This is a genomic window from Bacteroides eggerthii (genome assembly GCF_025146565.1).
Taxonomy (GTDB): Bacteria; Bacteroidota; Bacteroidia; order Bacteroidales; family Bacteroidaceae; genus Bacteroides; species Bacteroides eggerthii.
The window spans coordinates 2,196,273-2,217,824 of sequence record NZ_CP102258.1 but is presented as its reverse complement, the minus strand read 5'-3'; the positions used below and the strand labels follow the sequence as shown (position 1 = coordinate 2,217,824).

Here is a 21,552-nt window from a genome sequence, read left to right as displayed (position 1 = left end):
CGCATACAAAAAATAATTATTATGAAAACAATAGGAATCTGCTCCGACCATGCCGGATACGCATTGAAACAATACGTAAAGCAATGGCTTGAAACCAAAGGCTGGGAATACAAGGACTTCGGCACTTACTCGCCCGAAAGCGTGGATTATCCTGATTTTGCACACCCGCTGGCACTGGCGGTGGAAGCAGGGGAATGTTATCCGGGCATCGCTATCTGCGGTAGCGGAAACGGCATAAATATGACGCTGAACAAACACCAGGGCATCCGCGCAGCATTGTGCTGGACAGCCGAAATAGCAGGACTTGCCCGCCAGCACAACGATGCCAATGTGCTCGTGATGCCGGGACGCTTCGTCACCAACCAAGAGGCGGACGAAATCATGACCAAGTTCTTCTCCACCCCGTTCGAAGGCGGACGCCACCAACGGAGAGTGGAAAAGATACCGGTAACAGAATAATCATCCCGTAAGACAAATAAATCCATCCTATGAGACGGATTTATTCATCCCGTAAGGCAAATTATTTCATCCCATGAGACGATTTATTTCATCTCATGGGATGATTTTTTATGTAGAGTTATCCATTGTCTTTAAATAAAAACTATCTTTGTACATCAATAATCCGGAACTCAGAATGATATGGAGCAATTAAACACCATAAAAGAGCTTATCAATCAGGGAAATGTGGAGCAAGCTATCCTTCAGCTTGACGAGATACTTCAAACCGATTTTCCCGGAAAAGACGAAGCCTATTATCTCCGGGGGAACGCTTACCGCAAGCAGAGCAACTGGCAGCAGGCTTTGAACAACTACCGCTATGCCATTGACCTCAATCCGGACAGTCCCGCCCGGCAAGCCTACAACATGGTAATGGATATTCTGAACTTCTTTCATAAAGATATGTACAATCAATAATAAGAACGTAATTATGGCAAAAATCAAAGGAGCAATCGTAGTGGACACCGAACGTTGCAAAGGCTGCAACCTGTGTGTCGTGGCTTGTCCGCTCAATGTAATAGCCCTCACCAAAGAGGTGAATGTAAAAGGGTATAACTATGCCCACCAGATATTGGAAGATACCTGTAACGGATGTAGCTCGTGTGCAACGGTATGTCCGGACGGATGTATTTCGGTTTATAAAGTAAAAGTAGAATAAATAAGAAGAATATGGCAGAAGAAGTTGTATTAATGAAAGGAAACGAAGCCATCGCCCATGCAGCCATCCGCTGCGGTGCCGACGGATACTTCGGTTATCCTATTACTCCCCAATCAGAAGTATTGGAGACACTTGCCGAACTGAAACCCTGGGAAACGACCGGAATGGTGGTGCTTCAGGCAGAAAGTGAAGTAGCGGCTATCAATATGGTATACGGTGGTGCCGGAAGCGGAAAAATGGTAATGACCTCCTCCTCCAGCCCCGGTGTCAGCCTCAAGCAGGAAGGAATTTCATACATTGCGGGAGCCGAATTACCATGCCTCATTGTAAACGTAATGCGTGGCGGTCCCGGACTCGGAACCATTCAGCCAAGTCAGGCCGACTATTTCCAGACAGTAAAAGGCGGCGGTCATGGCGACTATCGCCTCATAGCCCTTGCCCCTGCCTCCGTACAGGAAATGGCAGACTTCGTGAGCCTGGGCTTCGAACTCGCTTTCAAATACCGCAACCCGGCTATCATCCTTGCCGACGGTGTCATCGGACAGATGATGGAAAAGGTGGTTCTGCCTGCCCAAAAGCCGCGCCGTACGGATGCCGAAGTCATTGAGCAATGCCCTTGGGCCACCACCGGCAGAACCAATGGCCGCAAGCCCAATATCATCACCTCACTGGAGCTGAAACCGGAAGAAATGGAGAAGAACAACATCCGTTTCCAAGCCAAATATAAAGAAATCGAAGAGAACGAGGTGCGTTTTGAGGAAATTCACTGCGAAGACGCCGAATACCTGATTGTAGCTTTCGGCTCCATGGCGCGTATCGGTCAGAAGGCCATGGAAATGGCCCGCGAAGAAGGCATCAAGGTCGGGATGCTCCGTCCTATCACCCTGTGGCCGTTCCCAACCAAAGCCATTGCCGCCTATGCCGACAAGGTAAAAGGCATGCTGGTGACCGAATTGAATGCCGGGCAGATGATTGAAGATGTCCGTCTGGCTGTGAACGGCAAAGTGAATGTAGAACATTTCGGACGCCTCGGCGGCATCGTCCCCGACCCGGATGAAATCGTAATTGCACTGAAAGAAAAACTGATTAAGAAATGAATCCTGATAAAATAAGAAACGTACTGAATATTCTCTTCATGATACTTGCTCTGGCAGCTATCATCGTGTACTTCGCGGCAAGGGACGACTTCAAACTGTTTATATATGTTTGCGGAGCGGCTATATTCGTAAAGCTCATGGAGTTTTTCATACGGTTCACCAACAGATAAGGAGAAGTAATTATGACAAAAGAAGATATTATCAAACCTGAGAACCTGGTTGCCAAGAAACCGACTCTGATGAACGACAATCCCATGCATTATTGCCCGGGATGCAGTCATGGCGTGGTTCACAAACTGATTGCCGAGGTAATCGAAGAAATGGGAATGGAAGATAAAGCTATTGGCATCTCTCCTGTGGGATGTGCCGTATTTATCTACAACTATATAGACATTGATTGGCAGGAAGCCGCCCATGGACGCGCTCCCGCCCTTGCCACCGCCATCAAGCGCCTTTGGCCGGACCGTCTGGTGTTCAGCTATCAGGGAGACGGTGACTTGGCATGTATCGGTACCGCCGAAACCATCCACGCACTGAACCGTGGCGAAAATATAACCATTATTTTCATCAACAACGCCATCTACGGTATGACAGGCGGACAAATGGCTCCCACCACCCTCGTAGGCATGAAAACCTCCACCAGTCCTTACGGACGTGACGTGCACTTGCATGGCTATCCCCTGAAGATTGCCGACATTGCCGCCCAACTGGAAGGTACGGCATACGTCACCCGCCAGAGCGTGGAGACCGTTCCCGCTATCCGCAAAGCAAAAAAAGCTATCCGCAAGGCGTTTGAGAATTCCATGGCAGGCAAAGGCTCCAACCTCGTAGAAATTGTCTCCACCTGTAACTCCGGTTGGAAGATGTCTCCGGAGAAATCAAACAAATGGATGCAGGAGAACATGTTCCCCTTCTATCCGCTGGGTGACTTGAAAGATAAACAATGATGCTAAAAACAGAAGAACAATGAAAGAAGAAATCATTATAGCAGGCTTCGGCGGACAAGGCGTATTGTCCATGGGAAAGATTTTGGCATACTCCGGATTGATGGAAGGCAAAGAGGTGACCTGGATGCCCGCCTACGGACCGGAACAACGCGGCGGTACGGCAAACGTTACCGTAATTGTGAGTGACGAGAAAATCTCCTCGCCAATTTTGAGCAAATATGATGCGGCTATCATCCTGAACCAACCCTCACTGGAGAAGTTCGAGAACAAGGTAAAGCCCGGCGGCGTACTTATCTACGACGGCTACGGCATCATCAACCCGCCGACACGTAAAGACATCCACGTTTACCGCATCGATGCTATGGATGCCGCCAACGAAATGAAAAATGCCAAAGCATTCAACATGATTGTGCTGGGCGGCCTGTTGAAAATTGCTCCGATCGTAACATTGGACAACGTTATCAAGGGATTGAAAAAAACACTTCCCGAACGCCACCACCACCTGATACCGATGAACGAAGAGGCCATCAAGCGGGGTATGGAGCTGATTAAGGAGGTATAAAAAAACACATCATCCGTTTGGGCGAAACAGATGATGTGTTTGCCCTCAACGGATGATGCGTTTACTATAAACGGATGATGTGTTTCCAAGTGTGAACACATCATCCGTTTTTTTAGCGCCGTATATATATAGAAAGTCTAATATTCGATTGTCCAAGTAAACACATCCGCATCATCTTTTTCCTTCTCGGTCTTTTTATTTTCTATGGTGTATTTATAACCTTTTTCAGGAATATTCGGATCAACAAGCTCATTACCCACTACTACGGTATAAGTTGTTTTCATGACAGTGAAGCCTCTTTGAGTCTGAATACCGGTCAGGTAGTTGTCTTTGTCGAAGGTATAGTTCATCACTAACTCGTCATCAGACCATACAATCGTATGGTAATATTCTTCAACTGTTGTGTTCGGAGTCTGATAACTTTCCATTATTCTATCCCATTCATCACGCGCAGTAAAGTCCGGGAACACTTCCGGCAGATAATCACTCGTCTTACCCGTTCTTCCGATATAGAACAGAAAGTCATAAGCATCGTCATTACATAAAAGGAGTCCCACCATATCAACAGGAAGATTATTGGGATAACGGTGCGTATAGGCTTTATTCACATCCACACTGATTGTCCTGCTATCTTCCAATGATTTACCCTCAACGTATTCATACTTTGACAACATTCCATTATCATAAGAGAAAGTACCCGAACTGGTTTCACTGCCTGCATCGGCATCCTTCCACTGCGCAAGGCGGTTGTCATCGGTATAGCTGAGACGTATGTAGTCGCTGAACGTTCCGGTATTCTTGTCATCGTCCTGTATGGATGCTACATTTCCTTGTTCATTGAGTTTGATAATGTAGGTATCTTCGTAGATATTGCTGCTACTATCATAAACCTCTTTCTCGTTCATGGTTATCTCTCCGGCAATCGTGTAATCGAAAGTCGTTGTAGTTTTACCTTTAGATTGTACGTGGTCACGTACAATACGCGCCACACGTCCCTGCTCATCGTAACTAAAGGTCCTGATCCATTCGCTGGTGTAATCAGAGCTATTATAAACCTTATCAGAGTTGAACACTTCTTTACAAGCTATCTTCTTGATAGTTTTCAGTACTCCGGTACCACTTTCCGTTTCCGCTTTTTGTTCCACCGCAATGGTCAGTACGGTTTTACCTGCCGTAATGCGTATTTCCGCTTTCCGGCTTTTTCCACTGGTGTTCGGTGTAAGTGTAAGGTTCAAGGTGAACTCACCTGCGCCCCCGCTATACGCGCTCAGTTTCAACCAGTCCACATTGCTTCCATCGGCTCTTGTCTTTGTTTCGGTTACGGTTGCCGTCCAAGGCTCTGTGGCGGTGAATTTAATACCTTCCGACTTTTGCGTTTCGTCCGCATATATCGTTTGTGAAGTCTGAGTACCGCCAGTTAAAACAATAGCTCCTTCCGGTTCATTTTCTTCACTGCTACATGCCCCCAGCGCTATCGCCACCAGAAAGCCTAAAAAAAGTTTCTTCATCATATATTATATTTCAGTTATCATTCAATTATTTACCATAATTATCCACTAAGTTTTTGAACTCCGCACAACGTTCGTCCTCAAACAAATCTTCGAACTTATAACGGGCTTCCGCATCACCACAGAGATAGTAATACTTACCGGCAACTTTCTCCGTAGCCACATAAGCGGAGTTCTCGCAATCGGGAGTAGGTATAAAAGTAAAGGAAGGAGTATTCTTCATGGAACTCTTCTTTATGGTGATTTCCAGTTTATCACCGCCTCTCGGAACTATCATCACAAAATGTCCCGGTGTACATTGTATGTTGTCACCGTCCATCACATAAGTATAAATATTAATACCGTAAGCGCCCCTAATGTCATGCATCTTAAGGAACAAGCCCTTTTCGGGCATCAGGTAACCGTAATCGGGAGTCATGGTAGTAAAATCACCACAAAAATTGTTTGCTGAGATAGCAGGCATCAAGTAACCGCTCGGAGCATTCCCCCCGGCCTCCGCTTGACCTTCGGCATCTTGAACATTCTTCTTTGCACCGCCACATGCTGACAATACGACCAGTCCGCAAAGCATTGCGGAGATAATTGTAATAGTAAACCTTTTCATAACAATGATATGTTTTAAATGAGTAATGTCATCAACATTTACGGATAGGTATAATACCTCTGGAGATTGCTGTCATTATCAAGTCCGCCACATTCTTTGCATCAAGTTTGTCCAACAGATGACGCCGGTGTGTATCTACCGTATTGGTAGATACACACAAATCCTGAGCTATTTCCTGTGTGTTTTTGCCTTCAGAGATACACTTCAACACATCAAGCTCACGCTGTGTGAGTTCTTCACGCCGCCCTTCGTCCGAACGCCTCATCTGGTTGCGTACTTGTTCGGCATAAGTACAGTAGTAAGTCCCGCCATCGAGTACACAACGAATAGCCTCGACTATCTTGTTCGAGTCAACGGATTTAAACAAAATACTATCTACATCACACTGTATCAGATTCTTTATAAACCAAATTTCCTCGTGCATTGTATTCACGATAATACGCGCCTGAGGGTCTTTTTCCCGAATACGTGAGATTATTTCCAAACCGGACAAATCGGGCAATTCCATATCCAACAAGAAAAGATTAAAGCATTGGGAAGCTATTAAAAGCAATGCCTCCCGTCCCGATGAAGCTGTACATACGGTCTTGATTTCGGGTAACGAACATTCTACTATCCTCTTCAATCCTTGAAGCACCAAATCATGGTCATCTACCAACAAAATGCGTATATCTTTTTCTTTCATCAATCTATGCTTTGTGTTCTGAATTATGCTGCAAAGAAAAAGTATTTATTAATATCCGGCATCATCAAAAATAGTGATTTTAGTATCCGACATCATGGTTTTCTACTAAAGGGACAAAGGGATTTCAAGCTGAAACTGTTGGATACTCCCCTTGCAGTTTACAGAAAGAGACCCGCCTATGGCTTTGGCGCGTTCTTGGGTAGTATTAAGGCCGATACCGCCCATTGCAGCACCTGAATCGGAAAACGGCTTGCCATTGTCTGTGATGAGTAAAACCAACAGTTCCTTACTTAAGGAGAGATTTATATTCACTTCCGTCGCTTCGGAATGTTTCAGTATATTAGAAAGTAGCTCCTGCAAAATACGATAGACCTCATAAGCCGTCTGCTCCGGTACTTGCCCCCATTCTGCATGGTCATTTTCTTTACTGAAAGCCAGTTGCATGGATGCCGGAATGACCAAACGTTCTATATATGCCTCTATCGTTTCAGCCAATGTAACATACTGGAACTTTGGCGGCATCAGTTCATGGGAAATACAGCGCACCTCACCACGAACCTGTTCCAACAAATCCAGCAGCTCATGTTTTGACTCAGCCGAAGGTGGCATACATTGCACCTGCATGCCAATCCCCAACAAGTCATTGCAGACACCGTCATGCAACTCTTTCGCCAAGCGGGTGCGTTCACGTTCCAACCCGTCAATATAGCTTTTGGCAAGTTTCAACTCTTCCTCTTTTTTGACACGTTTCTGGCGGAACATATAATAAAATACCAAAAGTAAAAAAGCGGAGACAGCCACAGCAGCCACTATACCCCACTGCATCGTCTTAGCCTTTTGCTCCAGTTGCTCTTGAGTCAGCCTCGCTATTTCAAGTTCCTTTACCTGATTTTCATACTTCATGGACAGTTCGGAAAGTTCCGCATCCACCTCCGTCTGATGCAGGCTATCGGACGTCCAGTATGCTTTTTCATAGTAATCGGCGGCATGCGGATAATCTTTCAGCCCATGATAATTGCGTGCCATTTCCAAATAGAGCTTATCAATCGGGGTCTGGGCATTGACATCCATAGCTCTCAACATCTGTTGCTGAATGGAAAGACTCTCCCGATAACGCCCCATCTTGTTGAGAATCTTGAAAAGGGTTTCCTTATATCCCAGTACCTCCCCTGAAGACTCAGGCAATTCAGCCATCATTTTTTCCGCCTCACGTATATAATGATTGATAGAATCGTTATTGTTCATTCTGAAATAGGCATTCAACAGATATGTTATACTTTTCAACACAAATTTCGGTTTCTTCTGTTCGCGTGCCATAGCAAGTGCGGGATAGAGCATCTGAGCGGCTTCGTCGTATTTCTTCTGTAATGTCATGATACCTCCCGCCGTAGATGCTGCATACAAGACCATGTCCATATCATCGCACTTCTTTGACTCTTCCACCGCCGCCCGAACATAGTTTTCAGCCTCTTTCAAACGCGAGGTATTTGCATAAAGCACAGCCATATTTGTCAATAAGTGCACCCGTTCATCGTAGGATTTACGCCCCTCAAGTTTTTCCAACGCCCTGTTATAATATATCAGTGCCGAATCAGGCATGTCTTTTCTGCGATAATTCACACCAAGAGAAGTGAGCGTTGTAATCACTTGGTCCTCAACTCCGGTAAAACGTTCGGCTTCATCGAGTACCTTAAGGTAGCCGTCAATTGCACTCTCCATATCCCCCAAAGCACTATAAGTTTCCACCCGGTTTATCAATAAGGTGAGATAAGGTTCAGGTACATCCTTTCGGGCATATTCCAGACCTTTATCACAATAATACCGGGTACTGTCCGACTGGCGATAGGCATAATATTCCCCTAAATGACAATAAGCAGCTGCAATACTATCCCGATTCTTCAGTCTCAAGGCACGAGCCAACTCATCCTGATACATTTTTAATTCGGCATCCTGAGCATGCAGCAGAGGAAAAAGCAAGAATAAGCATAGCCAAAAAGATAGTGTTCTCATACAAACAGATATTATAATATTAGAAACGAAAAGTTGCTTCCTACCCGAAAGAGTCGGTAGCAAAGATAGCAAAGCTGCTGAATATACAGGCACATAAGCGGTAATAATTGCATCATTGCAACTGCCCGAATACTGTTTTTCCATAAAGAGCCGAGAGTTTTAAAAGAAGCAAAAAAGGTGGAATTCCGTAAGTGAATAATTTTTTATTGTATCTTTGCGCCTAATTATGAGACGAATCGTACTGACATATCTATTTCTGTCTATTATAGGTATCTTGGGTGCTGTGGCACAGACACCTTTCAACCGTATGGATCCTACAACCGGCCGCGACCAGTTCGGCAATCAGGTAGATCCCAACACCTTGCCGGATAATCTGGAAGACAGTACCAATACGGAAATTCAGAGTCTTCCCCCCAAACTTTATATGTGGCGCCTGAGTGAGACACTGGGCGAACGTACCATTATTCCCGCCGACACAGCTAATCTTAACTTCCAGAATACCAACTTGGTAGAAGGCATGTACGGGCACTATAATTATCTGGGTAACTTGGGTTCGCCGCGCATGTCACGCATCTTCTTTGAACGCAAGGATGCCGAACCGACTATCTTCATGCAACCTTTTTCCAGCTTCTTTGTCCGCCCGGACGAAGTGAAATTCACAAATAGCAACATCCCTTTTACCAACCTGACATACTACAAAGCCGGAAATAAAGTCAATGGCGAAGAACGCTTCAAGTCCTACTTTTCAGTCAATGCAAACAAGCGGCTGGCTTTTGGTTTCAACATAGATTACCTGTATGGACGGGGATACTATCAGAACCAGTCCACCTCCCACTTCAATGCCGGAGTGTTTGCCAGCTACATCGGCGATAAATACCAAATGCAGGCAGTGTACAACAACTTCACCATGAAGATGAACGAAAACGGAGGTATTCAAGACGACCGTTATATTACGCGCCCGGAAGATATGTCGGAAGGGAAAAAGGAATATGAATCCACCACTATCCCCGTAAAATTGGAACAGACGGCAAACCGTAACAAAGATTTCTACGTATATGCCACACAGCGCTACCGGCTCGGCTTTACACGAGAAACTACTACCATAGAGGATGCCCGTTCTTCCGGAATAACTGCCGCCAATGACAGTGTGCCCCTGCCCAAAGATACCATTATAACGGAAGAGTTCGTTCCCGTCACCAGCTTCATCCACACCATAAAAGTGGAACGTGCCCGCCATCAGTTCACTTCTGCCCAAGAGAAGGAGGGACAATATCCCAATGCGTATTTCAATGAAGTCGCCAGCCGGGATTCGACCACTGCCTTCAGCATAAAGAACGTGTTTGGAATTGCTTTGCTCGAAGGCTTCAACAAGTATGCCAAAGCCGGACTGACAGCCTATATATCGCACAAGTTCAACCGTTACGAATTAATGGATACTTTGTCGCGTACCCGTTTCGACGAACAGGAACTATTCGTGGGCGGCGAACTTGCCAAACGCCAAGGCAAAACGCTGCATTATAACGTAAATGGTGAAATAGGCATCATGGACAAGGCGCTCGGACAATTTCGCGTCAATGCCGACCTCGACCTGAACTTCCGCCTTTGGAAAGACACCGTAAACTTTTATGCAAGAGGCTATGTAAGCAACACTCTCCCCTCTTTCTACATGCGTCATTATCACTCCAACCATTATTATTGGGACAATGACAATATGAATAAGGAATTTCGCACACGTGTGGAGGGCGAGCTGAACATCCAACGCTGGAAAACAAACCTGCGTGCCGGCGTGGAAAACATAAAGAACTACACCTATTTTAATCAAAGCGCAATGCCTGTGCAGGAAAGCGGTAATATACAAGTATTGTCCGCAACTCTGAAGCAGGATTTCCGCTTGGGCATACTACATTTGGACAACGAAGTGACTTGGCAGAAATCGAGCAATGAAACCGTATTGCCTTTGCCACAGCTCTCACTATACCATAACCTGTACCTGCTTGCCAAAATAGCCAAGAAGGTGCTGACTGTACAGATTGGAGCCGACGTCAGATATTTCACCAAATACAACGCACCCGCCTACACTCCCGCCATCCAGCAATTCCATCTTCAGGCAGCGGACGACCAGGTAGAAATCGGCGGTTATCCGATTGTAAACGTATACGCCAATCTGCACTTGAAGCGGACCCGTATCTTTGCCATGATGTATCATGTAAACGCAGGAATGGGACAAAGCAATTATTTCCTCGTGCCCCACTATCCCATCAACCCGCGCTTGTTCAAGATAGGTATTTCATGGAACTTCTACGACTAACATTGTCCTCCATTCATCATGAAAAAGACCAAACTGTTGAAGTATATCATCCTGGGAGCAGTGGCTGCACTTGTCGCCACATTCATGCTGCCTAAAAGAGAGAGCCGCAAAGGGCATCCCCGCGATTACGCCGAAATAGCGGCAAATGGAACACTTCGTGCAGCTACGGAGTACAATTCCATCAGCTTTTATGTGGATAGAGACACTTTATCGGGCTTTCATTACGAACTGATAGAGGCTTTTGCCCGCGATCACAGTCTGCAAGTAGCCATAACTCCCGAAATGAGTTTTAATGAACGGCTCGAAGGTTTGGCAGAAGGCCGATACGACGTCATCGCCTACGGTCTCTTGGCAACCAGCGAATTAAAAGATTCCCTGCTCCTCACCGCTCCTATCGTTCTGAACAGGCAAGTATTGGTTCAGCGCAAAATGGATTCCCCCGATGACTCCCTATTCGTCAGGAGCCAGCTCGATTTAGCGGGAAAAACCCTGAATGTGGTTAAAGGCTCTCCTTCCATTCTGCGCATCCGCAACTTAGGAAATGAAATAGGCGACACCATATATATTAACGAAATAGAGAAATATGGCTCCGAACAGCTCATCGCGCTCGTGGCACATGGCGATATCGACTATGCAGTATGTGACGAAGCCATCGCCCGTTCCGCCGCCGACAGCCTTCCGCAAATAGATATAAATACCGCAATCAGCTTCACTCAATTCTACTCATGGGGAGTGAGCAAGCAGTCTCCGGTACTTCTGGACAGCCTGAACAGCTGGCTGGAACGGTTTAAAACAAAGAAAGAATATAAGAAGATTTATAGGAAGTACTATAAATGATATAATCTTCACCACAAACCTCTACAACGTCTCCACTTCCCTCAGCCACATCTCCGCAGATGCATCACTCGGCATGCGCCAATCTCCACGCGGACTTATGGAAATGCTTCCCACCTTCGGGCCGTCCGGCAGGCAAGAACGCTTGAACTGCTGGTTGAAGAAGCGGCGACAGAAGGTCTGCAACCATTTCCGTATCGTTTCTTCATCATAGACATCCTTAAACGTACGCGCTGCAAGGAAGAAGATTTTGGAAGGACGGAAGCCGCAACGCAGAAAATAATAAAGGAAGAAATCGTGCAGTTCATACGGGCCTACGAGATCCTCGGTAATCTGCTTGATATTTCCATTCTCATCTGCCGGTATAAGTTCCGGACTGATAGGAGTATCCACAATATCCAGCAATGTGGCTCGTGAAGCCTCGTCCATATCATTTTCCGCAACCCACTTCACCAGATGCTTCACCAACGTTTTGGGAATACTGCTGTTGACACCGTACATAGACATGTGATCGCCGTTATACGTGGCCCAGCCCAAAGCAAGTTCCGAGAGATCGCCCGTACCAACCACCATTCCCCATGTCTGGTTGGCAATATCCATTAATATCTGCGTACGTTCACGCGCCTGCGAATTCTCATATACCACATCATGCACGTTTATGTCATGGTCTATATCCTTAAAGTGTTGTATGCAGGCATCCTTTATGCAGACTTCGCGCATTGTCACACCCAATGAAGTCATCAGGTCGACAGCATTGGTATGCGTACGGTCGGTAGTGCCGAATCCCGGCATAGTCACACCGATAATGCCTTTACGGTCCCAACCCAGCTTATCAAAGGTTTTCACACAAACCAATAATGCCAATGTAGAGTCCAAGCCACCGGATATGCCTACCACTGCGCTCTTGGCATTGGTATGTACCAAGCGCTGTGCCAATCCTGATACCTGTATCGAGAATACTTCCTCGCAACGCTCGTCCAAAACCGGCCCTTGAGGAACAAACGGATGAGGTTCGAAAGTACGGGTCAGGTTCAAATCACCGGAATTGACATACTCTGTGGATATGCGCACCGGAATCTCAGGCGCACAATTGGCGTGGCAGGCCGCAAATGTCGTATTAACCCGACGTTCCGTACGTATATGCTCCACATCAATTTCGCTAACCACCAACTGCCCCTCAAAGGAGAAGCGTTCACTGCCGGCCAACAGCGTACCATTCTCATAAATCAATCCATTGCCGGCAAAAACCACATCCGTAGTAGATTCGCCAAAACCGCATGAACTGAATACATACCCTGCAATACAACGGGCAGACTGCTGACTGATGAGCGAACGAAGGTAAGCATGTTTACCTATTCCTTCGTTATCAGCCGACAGGTTGAAAAGGATTTCCGCCCCCTGCAACGCCAATGAAGAACTCGGCGGAATAGGAGCCCACAGATCCTCGCAAATCTCAATTCCGAAAGTCGTATCCGCAGTCTCAAAAAGCAGATTCCGACCCATAGGCACTACCTGTCCGCATAAGCGGGCAGTAGTCTCCGATACCTCACAGGCAGAAGCGAACCAGCGTTTCTCATAAAATTCTTTGTAGTTGGGAAGATATGTCTTAGGAACAACGCCCAGGATTTTGCCTTTCTGTATAACCACTGCGGTATTCAGCAACATACCGTTCAGGGGTACAGGCATGCCAAGAATGGATATAATGTCCATTTGACGCGTATTATTCAAAATCTGTATCAGCCCCATTTCGGCCTCTTCAAGCAAAAGTTGCTGGGCAAAAAGGTCTCCACATGTATATCCGGTGATGCATAACTCCGGAAAGACTATAATTTGTACACCTTTTCCGTCAGCTATGATTATCTCTTTTTCAATTTGTCCGGCATTGAACTTACAGTCCGCTACCTTAATACGAGGTACAGCCGCCGCTACTTTGACATATCCGTAATTCATAAGAATCTGATTAAATTAGGGTACAAAAATACGGCAATTTATCAAATAAACACAAAATAATCAGTCTTTTCACTCTCCGCTTCAAGATACTTGCAATCCCATCTAAGAATACAACAGGTCATTTTAATTAACAATATAAAAAAACTCAGATTTTTTTTTGGATAAATCAAAGAAGTATCTATCTTTGCAAGAGAATTAAAAATGTAATTATTACAAGTTTGAATTATAGATGATATGGATGTAATAAAGCGATTGCAAAATCACAACATAAAACCGTCAGTGCAGCGCATAGCCATTATGAGCTATCTGATGGAGCATCGTACACATCCCAGTGTAGACGAAATCTATACGGCTCTTGCTCCTTCCATTCCCACATTGTCCAAGACCACTGTCTACAACACTTTGAAACTTTTGAGCGAGCAAGGTGCTGCACAGACACTGACAATTGACGAACGGAATACCTGCTACGATGCAGAGACCAGCCCTCATGCCCATTTCTTGTGTAAACAATGCGGCAAAATATACGATTTGGAATATAATGCCAATATCAAGCAAGTGGAAGATATGGACATGGACGGCCATGATGTACAAGAGATCCATTATTATTATAAAGGTATCTGCAAGAATTGTTTGGAAAGTGAACAGTTAACTAAAATAACGAATAACTAATTCAACTAATTAAAATCTGAAGTAAAATGAAAAAATTTAGATGTACTGTCTGCGGTTACGTATATGAAGGAGACGCAGCTCCTGAGAAATGTCCTCTGTGTAAAGCTCCTGCAAGCAAATTCGTTGAAGTAGAAGAAGCACAGGCAGGTGGTCCGTTGGTTTTTGCCGACGAACATGTTATCGGTGTAGCTAAAGGCTGCGACGACGAAATGATTAAGGATTTGAACAACCACTTCATGGGCGAATGTACAGAAGTTGGTATGTACCTTGCAATGAGCCGTCAGGCAGACCGCGAAGGTTATCCTGAAGTAGCTGAAGCATTCAAGCGTTATGCATGGGAAGAAGCAGAACACGCTTCCAAATTTGCTGAATTGCTGGGCGACTGTGTATGGGACACTAAGACCAACCTTGAAAAGAGAATGAACGCTGAATCAGGCGCTTGCGAAGACAAAAAGCGTATCGCTACCCGCGCTAAAGCATTGAACCTGGATGCTATCCATGACACAGTTCATGAAATGGCTAAGGACGAAGCTCGTCATGGTAAAGGCTTCGAAGGTCTGTACAATCGTTATTTCAAGAAATAATCTGAAAAAACAGATACCATCTAAAAAGGCTTGCAGATTGCAAGCCTTTTTTTATTAGCAAAGGTAACTATATATTGCTTACAGTGTGAATCCTTGTTAGCAGTAGAGAGCAGTAAAGCATATTAAAATTATAAGCCCCCCATAAGCATTATAATTGTTTATAGAGGGCTTTGCTGTAAGGCAGTATATAGTTATTTTAGCAAAAATCCCCGGTACAATGAACTGCACCGGGGATTTCTTCAAATGCAATAAAAGATTATTTGCAATGGAAATACAATCTTTTTTAGAAACGCAGACCTAAAGTCAACAGTACCTGACTACGGGTATTCTTTACTTTCGCTTCAGGAGAACCTATCACCAATTGTTCTCCATCCATATAGGCATTGATGAACGGGTGGAAATCCTCTTTATAAGAAGAATACTTATAGGCCAAATCAGCATAGAACATAGAGCCGCGATAGCCGATACCTAATGTATAGTTGCTCAGCGCTTTTGTATTTGCAAAATCCGTATCGGTCTGAATAGAGTTATAAGGCAGATCTTTATATGCATCACTATTGAAGATAGCGGACGTATAATTATAGCCTGCACGCAAAGCAAACTGAGGAATAACCTTATATTCAGCACCCAGACGAATGGTGCTCACCCCTTTCAGCATGGAAGTGGTGCTGTTTTCGTATCCAAAGGTATCGGAGTAGCCCTCCTGATCTTTAAACTTCATAGAAGAATAGTCCTGATATTCATACTCAACGCCTAATGCCAGATCCTTACCGATGGTATATCCCAAGCTTACATTATAAGTCCATGGCGTCTGAAGCTGGAACTGGCGCACCATATCTCCTTTCAATATATCGTAAGTGTCTACATTATACTGACCTATCACACCACTACCCACCTCCGACTCATTGGCTATATCCAAATCATTCAGCACGTCCGACTCCAGACGGGCATTCGTCTTATAGTCCAGATTATAATAAGTGGGCGTATGAATGGCTAATCCGATTTTTAATGGAGAATATTCAAAAGGACGTATAATGGCTCCGAATTTCACATCAAAACCGGAACCATGTATTTTGTTCCAGCTCTGCAAATTATAGCCTTGTCCGGTAGCATTTCCTGCCTTATCCAGATAGTTCTCATCATAAAAAGTATATTTGCTATAATCTATGGCATAGGCTCCCACAGTCACACCTAAATATACCCGGTCGTTGATATTGAATGAAATGTTGAAATCATACTGGTCGATACCGCCACGCTCTTCCGAACGGAAACTTCCATTTCCTCCCCAAAACATCCCTCCATATTCACCCGGAGTAATATATACTAAATCACCATTCAGGTTTTTCACCTGCTTACCCCCTACCATATAGGGGACATAGCCGGAAGGAACATCGCCCTGTCCGTTATGAGCAATAAGATCGGTGATAAGATAACCATCGTATCCCAATGCAGACAGCCACCCCACCTCCGGATCAGTATAAATGTCACCGGACCAATCCTTGATACCTCCGGCTTGTGCAGCCATGTAGTCGGTCTGCGTATAATCTCCCAGATTACCGCCCATAGACATATTCTTATAGAAAGATTTTGCCTTATGGTAATTAAAGCCGAAATTCACATAACGCAAAGCCGTAGCATTACCTATCTTTGAAGAAAGCACAAAACCGGCATTATCAAATGAAGCCCTCATTTTATCGGAATTCATCTTGTTTCCCACATAGTTACTTTCCGTACCGTAGGAAGAAAATCCGAATGACACCATTGCATCATTACTGCGGTAAACACCTATACCGGCAGGGTTTGTGCCGATAGTGGAGATGTCACCTCCCAATGCTCCCATGGCACCGCCCATACCAACAAAGCGTGCCGTACCGTTTAAATCCTTATTAGTTATCTTAGCAGCATCGTACACAGTCTGTGCACTCATTGGAGCTGCAATCAGCAACCCCAAAGCAGCCAAAGTTATTATATTTTTCATATCCTACTAATCTTTTTCTATTAATACTAATACCTATCTTCTTCTTGAAGAACCACCGCCACCACCAGATGAACGGGTAGAACCGCCACCGCTGGAATAGCTACGTGAGCTGCTGCCACCGCCCGAAGAATAACTGCGGGTAGGGGTGTTTTGCACAGGTGTATAGGAACGACGGTTGCTGTTTCCGGTAGAATAAGTGCGCGTTGGCGATGTGGAGCTACCACGATTATAGGTAGAGGAGCTTCCTGTTGCTGAGCGTCTTGTTCCTGTGGCATTTACACCACTTCCGCTTCTGCGTGATTCCCCTACGGATGAAGTCCCTACCCTTGTACTACTTGGACGGGTATATACACTGCGTCGTGTGGAAGAGGCATCCGTACGAGTGGTTACCCCGCTGCGTGTGCCCGATGAGCGCGTGCCCACCACGCGTCTGGTTGTCGTACCGCTTTGTCCGCTTCTTCTATAAGAGGAGGTTCCTGAAGAACGGACAGCAGAACCTGCATCCCTGCGAGCTACGCTTGAACCTGACCTGCGGACTGTTGAAGAAGAATTGCGGTAACTGCTTGCTCCCGAAGAACGACGGTACGTATACGTATTACGTGGCCAATATCCCCCACCCCAGTGTCCTCCACCGGGATAATATCCGGGATGATAGTGATGGTGATGTCCCCACCAGCCACCATACCAGCCGCCCCAACCTACGCTCCAGCCAAAACCCCAGCCCGGACCGTACCAGCTGTTCCAGCCCCAGCCATAATAGGGATAGCCACCCCAGCCATAGGAGTTATACCGCCAATCCCACCATAAGCGGTTGGTAAATGTCGGAAATGCGTAGGCATATAATCCGTCCGTATATACGTTCCAGTCCCATGAGTTCAATCCGTAGACAACATCCCAATACAACGGGCTGCTGATACTGATTGCATAGCGGGGATTACGGAAACGGATAATTCGTGTGGCATATTCATAATCATCTTCCGAACCGTCAAAGCCGTTTACCCATTCCCCATCCAGACCGTCATACTCTTTCTCATCTATATAAAGCGTATCATTCTCCTGCGAGAATTCATAGTTCTTGGAGTCATACCGACGGTTGTACTCGTCCACATCACGAATATTCCCTTTACGGTCCTTCACCACAATCGTTGTATTGCCCGGCGACGCATAAACCGTAGTCGGCGCATTTGTCTTCACTACAACTGCATCGGCAGCCGGAGTCTTCTTTTTCTCCACCTTCTCTTCTTTCTTCTTGGAAGGCACGTAGTAAAGGTCGTCATCTATACTTTGAGCGGAAAGCACCCCTGGAAGGCACAATGCCAAAAGCGATAAAAAAACAATCTTTTTCATATTCATTTGGTTTATGGTTTACAATTCTATACTTTATCCACGTCACAAAGATAACGCCGTAATTTGTCCCATGCAGAAGATTTTCCCCAAAGATTTATAGGGATTTCCCTAAATGCACCTTATCTTTGTATCCAAAACAAATATACGCAGAAATAGGTTTCGCTCCTACGCCTGCCTTTTGCATTTAACAAACAATTATATTCCGATGAAATATTTAGAATTTATCTTCCATACCACCCCATGTACAGAAACTGTCAACGATGTTTTGTCCGCCGTATTGGGCGAGGTGGGCTTTGAGAGCTTTGTAGAGCAACCTGACGGCATCGCCGCCTACATCCAAAAAGATCTATACAATGAATCTTCCCTCAAGGAAGCTATTGCTGATTTCCCTCTTTCCGACACACAAGTGGAATATACCTACCGGGAAGCAGAAGATAAAGACTGGAATGAAGAATGGGAAAAGAATTTCTTCCAACCCATTATCATTGGCGATCGCTGCGTCATTCATAGCACATTCCACCATGACATCCCGCAAGCTGACTACGACATCGTCATCAATCCTCAAATGGCATTCGGTACAGGCCACCACGAAACCACCAGTCTCATCATCGGTGAACTGCTGGACAGCGACCTTCAAGGCAAGTCCTTGCTCGATATGGGCTGCGGAACATCTATCCTCGCCATATTGGCACGCATGCGTGGTGCTGCTCCCTGCACAGCTATCGATATAGACGAATGGTGCGTACGCAATTCACTTGAAAACATCGAGCTAAATGGCGTAGACCGTATTTCCGTATTCCAGGGAGATGCTTCCGCACTGGAAGGAAAAGGGCCTTTTGATGTGGTCATCGCCAATATCAACCGTAATATCCTGCTGAACGACATGAAGCAATATGTACGTTGCATGCGGTCTGGATCAGAGTTATATATGAGTGGCTTCTACGTAAACGACATACCTGTGATACAAGCAGAAGCCGAACGTAACGGGCTGCGGTTTGTACATCACCGGGAAAAGAACCGTTGGGCGGCTGTTAAGTTTGCATTATAAGCACCCGAAGTATAATACTGCAAATACTCCTAATAAGCCTGTTTCAGGTGGCTTATTAGGAGTATTTGGTTTCCACTCATAACACCCGCCTCCCCGGAAAACAAGGGGAATGCATACGAAAAAGTGAGAGGTGAGAGTAAGAAAAATAAAAGCCGGATGTCGGAATCCGAAACAGATTATTCGGCAGCAGCCTCTTTTTCCGCAGCTTCTTCGGCAACTTCTTCAAAATCCGTCATGCCGCTTGCTACCAGCAGATTATACCAAGTAATCAGTTTTTTAATATCCGATACATATACGCGGTCGCGATCAAAGTTAGGCAACACTTCTGCCAAATAGGCCTGAAGTTCTTTTACAGAAGCCTTTTTCACATCCAATGCCACAGCAGCGCCGTTTTCTTTCTTCTTCATTGAAAGAAGCACATCTTTCAAAGGCACTTCATCTGCATCTGTATACATGGCGATATCACCTAAAGAGATAATCTTTTCATTGCCATAGGCAGGGAAACGTTTCTTGTCAACGAGCGACTCTACAATCAACATATTCTTTCCCTGAGAAATGAGCTTATACAATCCCGGTTTACCGGAAATAGACAAAATAGTCTTCAACATAGTATATTCTGTTTTTGTAATTAGTAGTTTATTTTTTCGGTGGGCAAAGATAGGTATTATTTTGAGACAGGAAAGTGATTAAAGCTAAAACCTGCGGAATTAACGGTGTTTCACCATCATTCACTATCACAAAATCTGCCTGTCCGCGCTTTTCTTCATCACTCATTTGGCTGCGGATACGCTTTTCTATCAGTTCACGCGAGGAAGCATCCCGTTTCATGGCGCGTTGCACCCGTATTTCTTCGGGAGCATAGACCATAACAACCACATCCACTTCACCTGCAAATCCCGCCTCTATCAGAATAGCAGACTCAATACCTGCCATAGAACAGGTTGCACGCCGCCGAAGCCATTGCCTGAAATCTTCTTTCACACGCGGATGAATAATTCCGTTAATTTGCCGGGCATGCCCGGGACTGCCGAAAAGATAGGAAGCGAGCAAGGGTTTATTCAATGCTCCGCCGGCATATGCCTCTTTGCCCAACAAGGAAGTCAACTCACTGCGGATGCAAGTGTCAGTCATCATAAGTTGCTTGGTCTCCACATCGGAAATATAGACAGGTATTCCCATCACTTCCAGCAGTCGGGATACAACGCTTTTGCCGCTGCCAATGCCGCCGGTTATACCTATCCTAATGGTCATAATGAGAAGTAATCTGTTCTATGAGAAAATCGACTTGCTCCGGATTAAAGCGCACCTGACTCACTCCTTCAGGAACATTCTTCAGCTTTACTGTGTACTTGTCCGAACCCAACCGCAACAACTCCTCGTAGGAAACATTCATATGGAAATCATCCGCCGTTATCTGACGGAAGCGGCTAAGCCCCACCTGAAAAGTGACCTGAACCTTGGACGGGAAAGCACGCAACACTTTATCGGCCGGGAAGTTTATGCCATGCAACGGCACCTCCACCGTCTTCTCAGTATAAATATCTACCGGAAGCATCATCTCAATAGAAGCCGGCACAAATTTCACTCCCCTCCGGGTAAGTAAAGAGACCTGCTGCTTCAATGTGTCCGAAATATTCTCCAGTTCAACATGCTGTGTATAGGCAGCAGTTATCGTATCTAATACGCCCTCCGGCGCATATGCCAGAACCGAATCCGGACTGAAAACCGTATCCGATAAATAATACTGGCGACCGGCACTGACCTTTCCCGCCAATTTTACGGGGACCAGCTTGGACACTCCGGTTGCATAAATGTACTCCAGCGTATCCGGCTTCATGGAGAGCAAGCGCGTTGAAACACTCAACTGGCTCAACACTTTCTTCTCAAATTGAGAAGCGTACACCCGCACATGATTGCCGGCATCTTTATAATCAGAGAAGTCGAGAGAAATCGGATAGAAACTTTTTCCCAACATATAATTAAGGAGAACCGTTCCTTTATCCTTCACCTTAATCCGGAGTTCGGAAGCCGGTTCTGAAGTTATCATCGTATTGTTAGGCACTCCACGCAGACGTACCGGGATGGAGAACTCGGCTTCATAATCGTTATTCAATGTCTGTAACAGCCAAAAGCCTCCGGCTACAAAGAAGAAAAATAAAAAAACAAAGAACTCCCTGCTCTTATCACTGAGCAGAAAGTCCTTTGTTTTCTCTGTTATATTCAAATAAATACGTCTTATGTTCCTACGATCAAACATAGGCTCAC

General features: G+C 45.5%; 22 protein-coding genes. 12 read left to right on the top strand and 10 right to left on the bottom strand.

All coding sequences use genetic code 11. From position 1 onward, the window contains the following. Positions 1-21: 21 nt before the first annotated feature. From rpiB to NQ546_RS09045, 7 genes are all read left to right on the top strand, one after another. Positions 22-459: a ribose 5-phosphate isomerase B gene (gene rpiB, locus NQ546_RS09075; RefSeq protein WP_017141181.1), complete on the top strand. Its 438-nt coding sequence runs from the start codon at positions 22-24 to the stop codon at positions 457-459. A gap of 180 nt (positions 460-639) precedes the next feature. Continuing rightward, positions 640-915, top strand: coding sequence for a tetratricopeptide repeat protein (locus tag NQ546_RS09070; RefSeq protein ID WP_004289821.1), 276 nt, complete (start codon positions 640-642; stop codon positions 913-915). A 13-nt stretch (positions 916-928) separates the two neighbouring features. After that, positions 929-1,156 (top strand): 4Fe-4S dicluster domain-containing protein, encoded by a 228-nt coding sequence (locus NQ546_RS09065; RefSeq protein WP_004289820.1) that lies wholly within the window; start codon positions 929-931, stop codon positions 1,154-1,156. An 11-nt stretch (positions 1,157-1,167) separates the two neighbouring features. Continuing rightward, positions 1,168-2,253: a 3-methyl-2-oxobutanoate dehydrogenase subunit VorB gene (locus tag NQ546_RS09060; RefSeq protein ID WP_004289819.1), complete on the top strand. Its 1,086-nt coding sequence runs from the start codon at positions 1,168-1,170 to the stop codon at positions 2,251-2,253. Beyond that, positions 2,250-2,423 (top strand): hypothetical protein, encoded by a 174-nt coding sequence (locus NQ546_RS09055; protein ID WP_004289818.1) that lies wholly within the window; start codon positions 2,250-2,252, stop codon positions 2,421-2,423. Before NQ546_RS09060 ends, NQ546_RS09055 begins: the two co-directional genes overlap by 4 nt. A 12-nt stretch (positions 2,424-2,435) precedes the next feature. After that, a complete protein-coding gene (locus NQ546_RS09050; protein ID WP_004289817.1) occupies positions 2,436-3,200 on the top strand; it encodes a thiamine pyrophosphate-dependent enzyme in 765 nt (254 codons plus the stop codon). 19 nt (positions 3,201-3,219) lie between these two features. Beyond that, complete coding sequence (locus tag NQ546_RS09045) at positions 3,220-3,762, top strand: 2-oxoacid:acceptor oxidoreductase family protein (protein ID WP_004289816.1); 543 nt, start codon at positions 3,220-3,222, stop codon at positions 3,760-3,762. A 137-nt stretch (positions 3,763-3,899) separates the two neighbouring features. Here the strand turns inward: NQ546_RS09045 and NQ546_RS09040 are convergent, their stop codons facing one another. The 4 genes from NQ546_RS09040 to NQ546_RS09025 all read right to left on the bottom strand — a co-directional run bounded on the left by NQ546_RS09040 (position 3,900) and on the right by NQ546_RS09025 (position 8,569). After that, complete coding sequence (locus NQ546_RS09040) at positions 3,900-5,273, bottom strand: BACON domain-containing protein (protein ID WP_004289815.1); 1,374 nt, start codon at positions 5,271-5,273, stop codon at positions 3,900-3,902. A 25-nt stretch (positions 5,274-5,298) separates the two neighbouring features. Then, a complete protein-coding gene (locus tag NQ546_RS09035) occupies positions 5,299-5,874 on the bottom strand; it encodes a hypothetical protein (RefSeq protein ID WP_004289814.1) in 576 nt (191 codons plus the stop codon). Positions 5,875-5,905: 31 nt separating this feature from the next. Beyond that, entirely contained in the window at positions 5,906-6,559 is a 654-nt protein-coding gene (locus tag NQ546_RS09030) for a response regulator transcription factor (protein ID WP_004289813.1), read from the bottom strand. A 105-nt stretch (positions 6,560-6,664) separates the two neighbouring features. Further along, positions 6,665-8,569 carry a tetratricopeptide repeat-containing sensor histidine kinase gene (locus NQ546_RS09025; RefSeq protein ID WP_039953217.1) on the bottom strand — a complete coding sequence of 635 codons (1,905 nt, stop codon included), beginning with the start codon at positions 8,567-8,569 and terminating at the stop codon, positions 6,665-6,667. 226 nt (positions 8,570-8,795) lie between these two features. On the opposite strand from NQ546_RS09025, the gene NQ546_RS09020 reads away from it, so the two are divergent. Continuing rightward, positions 8,796-10,877 carry a putative porin gene (locus NQ546_RS09020; RefSeq protein WP_004289811.1) on the top strand — a complete coding sequence of 694 codons (2,082 nt, stop codon included), beginning with the start codon at positions 8,796-8,798 and terminating at the stop codon, positions 10,875-10,877. Between the two features lie 18 nt (positions 10,878-10,895). After that, positions 10,896-11,714: a transporter substrate-binding domain-containing protein gene (locus NQ546_RS09015; protein WP_004289810.1), complete on the top strand. Its 819-nt coding sequence runs from the start codon at positions 10,896-10,898 to the stop codon at positions 11,712-11,714. A 21-nt stretch (positions 11,715-11,735) separates the two neighbouring features. Here NQ546_RS09015 and NQ546_RS09010 read toward each other — a convergent pair whose 3' ends face one another. Continuing rightward, on the bottom strand, positions 11,736-13,661 hold the full coding sequence (locus NQ546_RS09010) for an NAD(+) synthase (protein ID WP_004289809.1): 1,926 nt from the start codon (positions 13,659-13,661) through the stop codon (positions 11,736-11,738). 234 nt (positions 13,662-13,895) lie between these two features. Here NQ546_RS09010 and NQ546_RS09005 point away from each other — a divergent pair, with 234 nt between their 5' ends. Both NQ546_RS09005 and NQ546_RS09000 read left to right on the top strand, forming a co-directional pair. Beyond that, entirely contained in the window at positions 13,896-14,330 is a 435-nt protein-coding gene (locus tag NQ546_RS09005) for a Fur family transcriptional regulator (RefSeq protein WP_004289807.1), read from the top strand. A 26-nt stretch (positions 14,331-14,356) separates the two neighbouring features. Then, the gene (locus NQ546_RS09000; protein ID WP_004289806.1) at positions 14,357-14,914 is read left to right on the top strand and encodes an NADH peroxidase; all 558 of its coding nucleotides are present in this window, start codon (positions 14,357-14,359) and stop codon (positions 14,912-14,914) included. 283 nt (positions 14,915-15,197) lie between these two features. Here the strand turns inward: NQ546_RS09000 and NQ546_RS08995 are convergent, their stop codons facing one another. Together NQ546_RS08995 and NQ546_RS08990 are read right to left on the bottom strand one after the other, a co-directional pair. Further along, on the bottom strand, positions 15,198-16,892 hold the full coding sequence (locus NQ546_RS08995) for an OmpP1/FadL family transporter (protein WP_004289805.1): 1,695 nt from the start codon (positions 16,890-16,892) through the stop codon (positions 15,198-15,200). Positions 16,893-16,925: 33 nt separating this feature from the next. Further along, positions 16,926-18,239, bottom strand: coding sequence for a hypothetical protein (locus tag NQ546_RS08990; protein ID WP_039953216.1), 1,314 nt, complete (start codon positions 18,237-18,239; stop codon positions 16,926-16,928). Positions 18,240-18,444: 205 nt separating this feature from the next. On the opposite strand from NQ546_RS08990, the gene prmA reads away from it, so the two are divergent. Continuing rightward, entirely contained in the window at positions 18,445-19,287 is an 843-nt protein-coding gene (prmA, locus tag NQ546_RS08985) for a 50S ribosomal protein L11 methyltransferase (protein WP_004289803.1), read from the top strand. Positions 19,288-19,463: 176 nt separating this feature from the next. Here prmA and NQ546_RS08980 read toward each other — a convergent pair whose 3' ends face one another. The 3 genes from NQ546_RS08980 to NQ546_RS08970 are packed head-to-tail and all read right to left on the bottom strand — an operon-like array spanning position 19,464 to position 21,544. After that, positions 19,464-19,895 (bottom strand): DUF5606 family protein, encoded by a 432-nt coding sequence (locus NQ546_RS08980; protein ID WP_004289802.1) that lies wholly within the window; start codon positions 19,893-19,895, stop codon positions 19,464-19,466. A gap of 28 nt (positions 19,896-19,923) precedes the next feature. Continuing rightward, on the bottom strand, positions 19,924-20,538 hold the full coding sequence (gene coaE / locus NQ546_RS08975) for a dephospho-CoA kinase (protein WP_004289801.1): 615 nt from the start codon (positions 20,536-20,538) through the stop codon (positions 19,924-19,926). Next, positions 20,528-21,544 (bottom strand): CdaR family protein, encoded by a 1,017-nt coding sequence (locus NQ546_RS08970; RefSeq protein WP_004289800.1) that lies wholly within the window; start codon positions 21,542-21,544, stop codon positions 20,528-20,530. Before NQ546_RS08970 ends, coaE begins: the two co-directional genes overlap by 11 nt. Between the last annotated feature and the right edge of the window lie 8 nt (positions 21,545-21,552).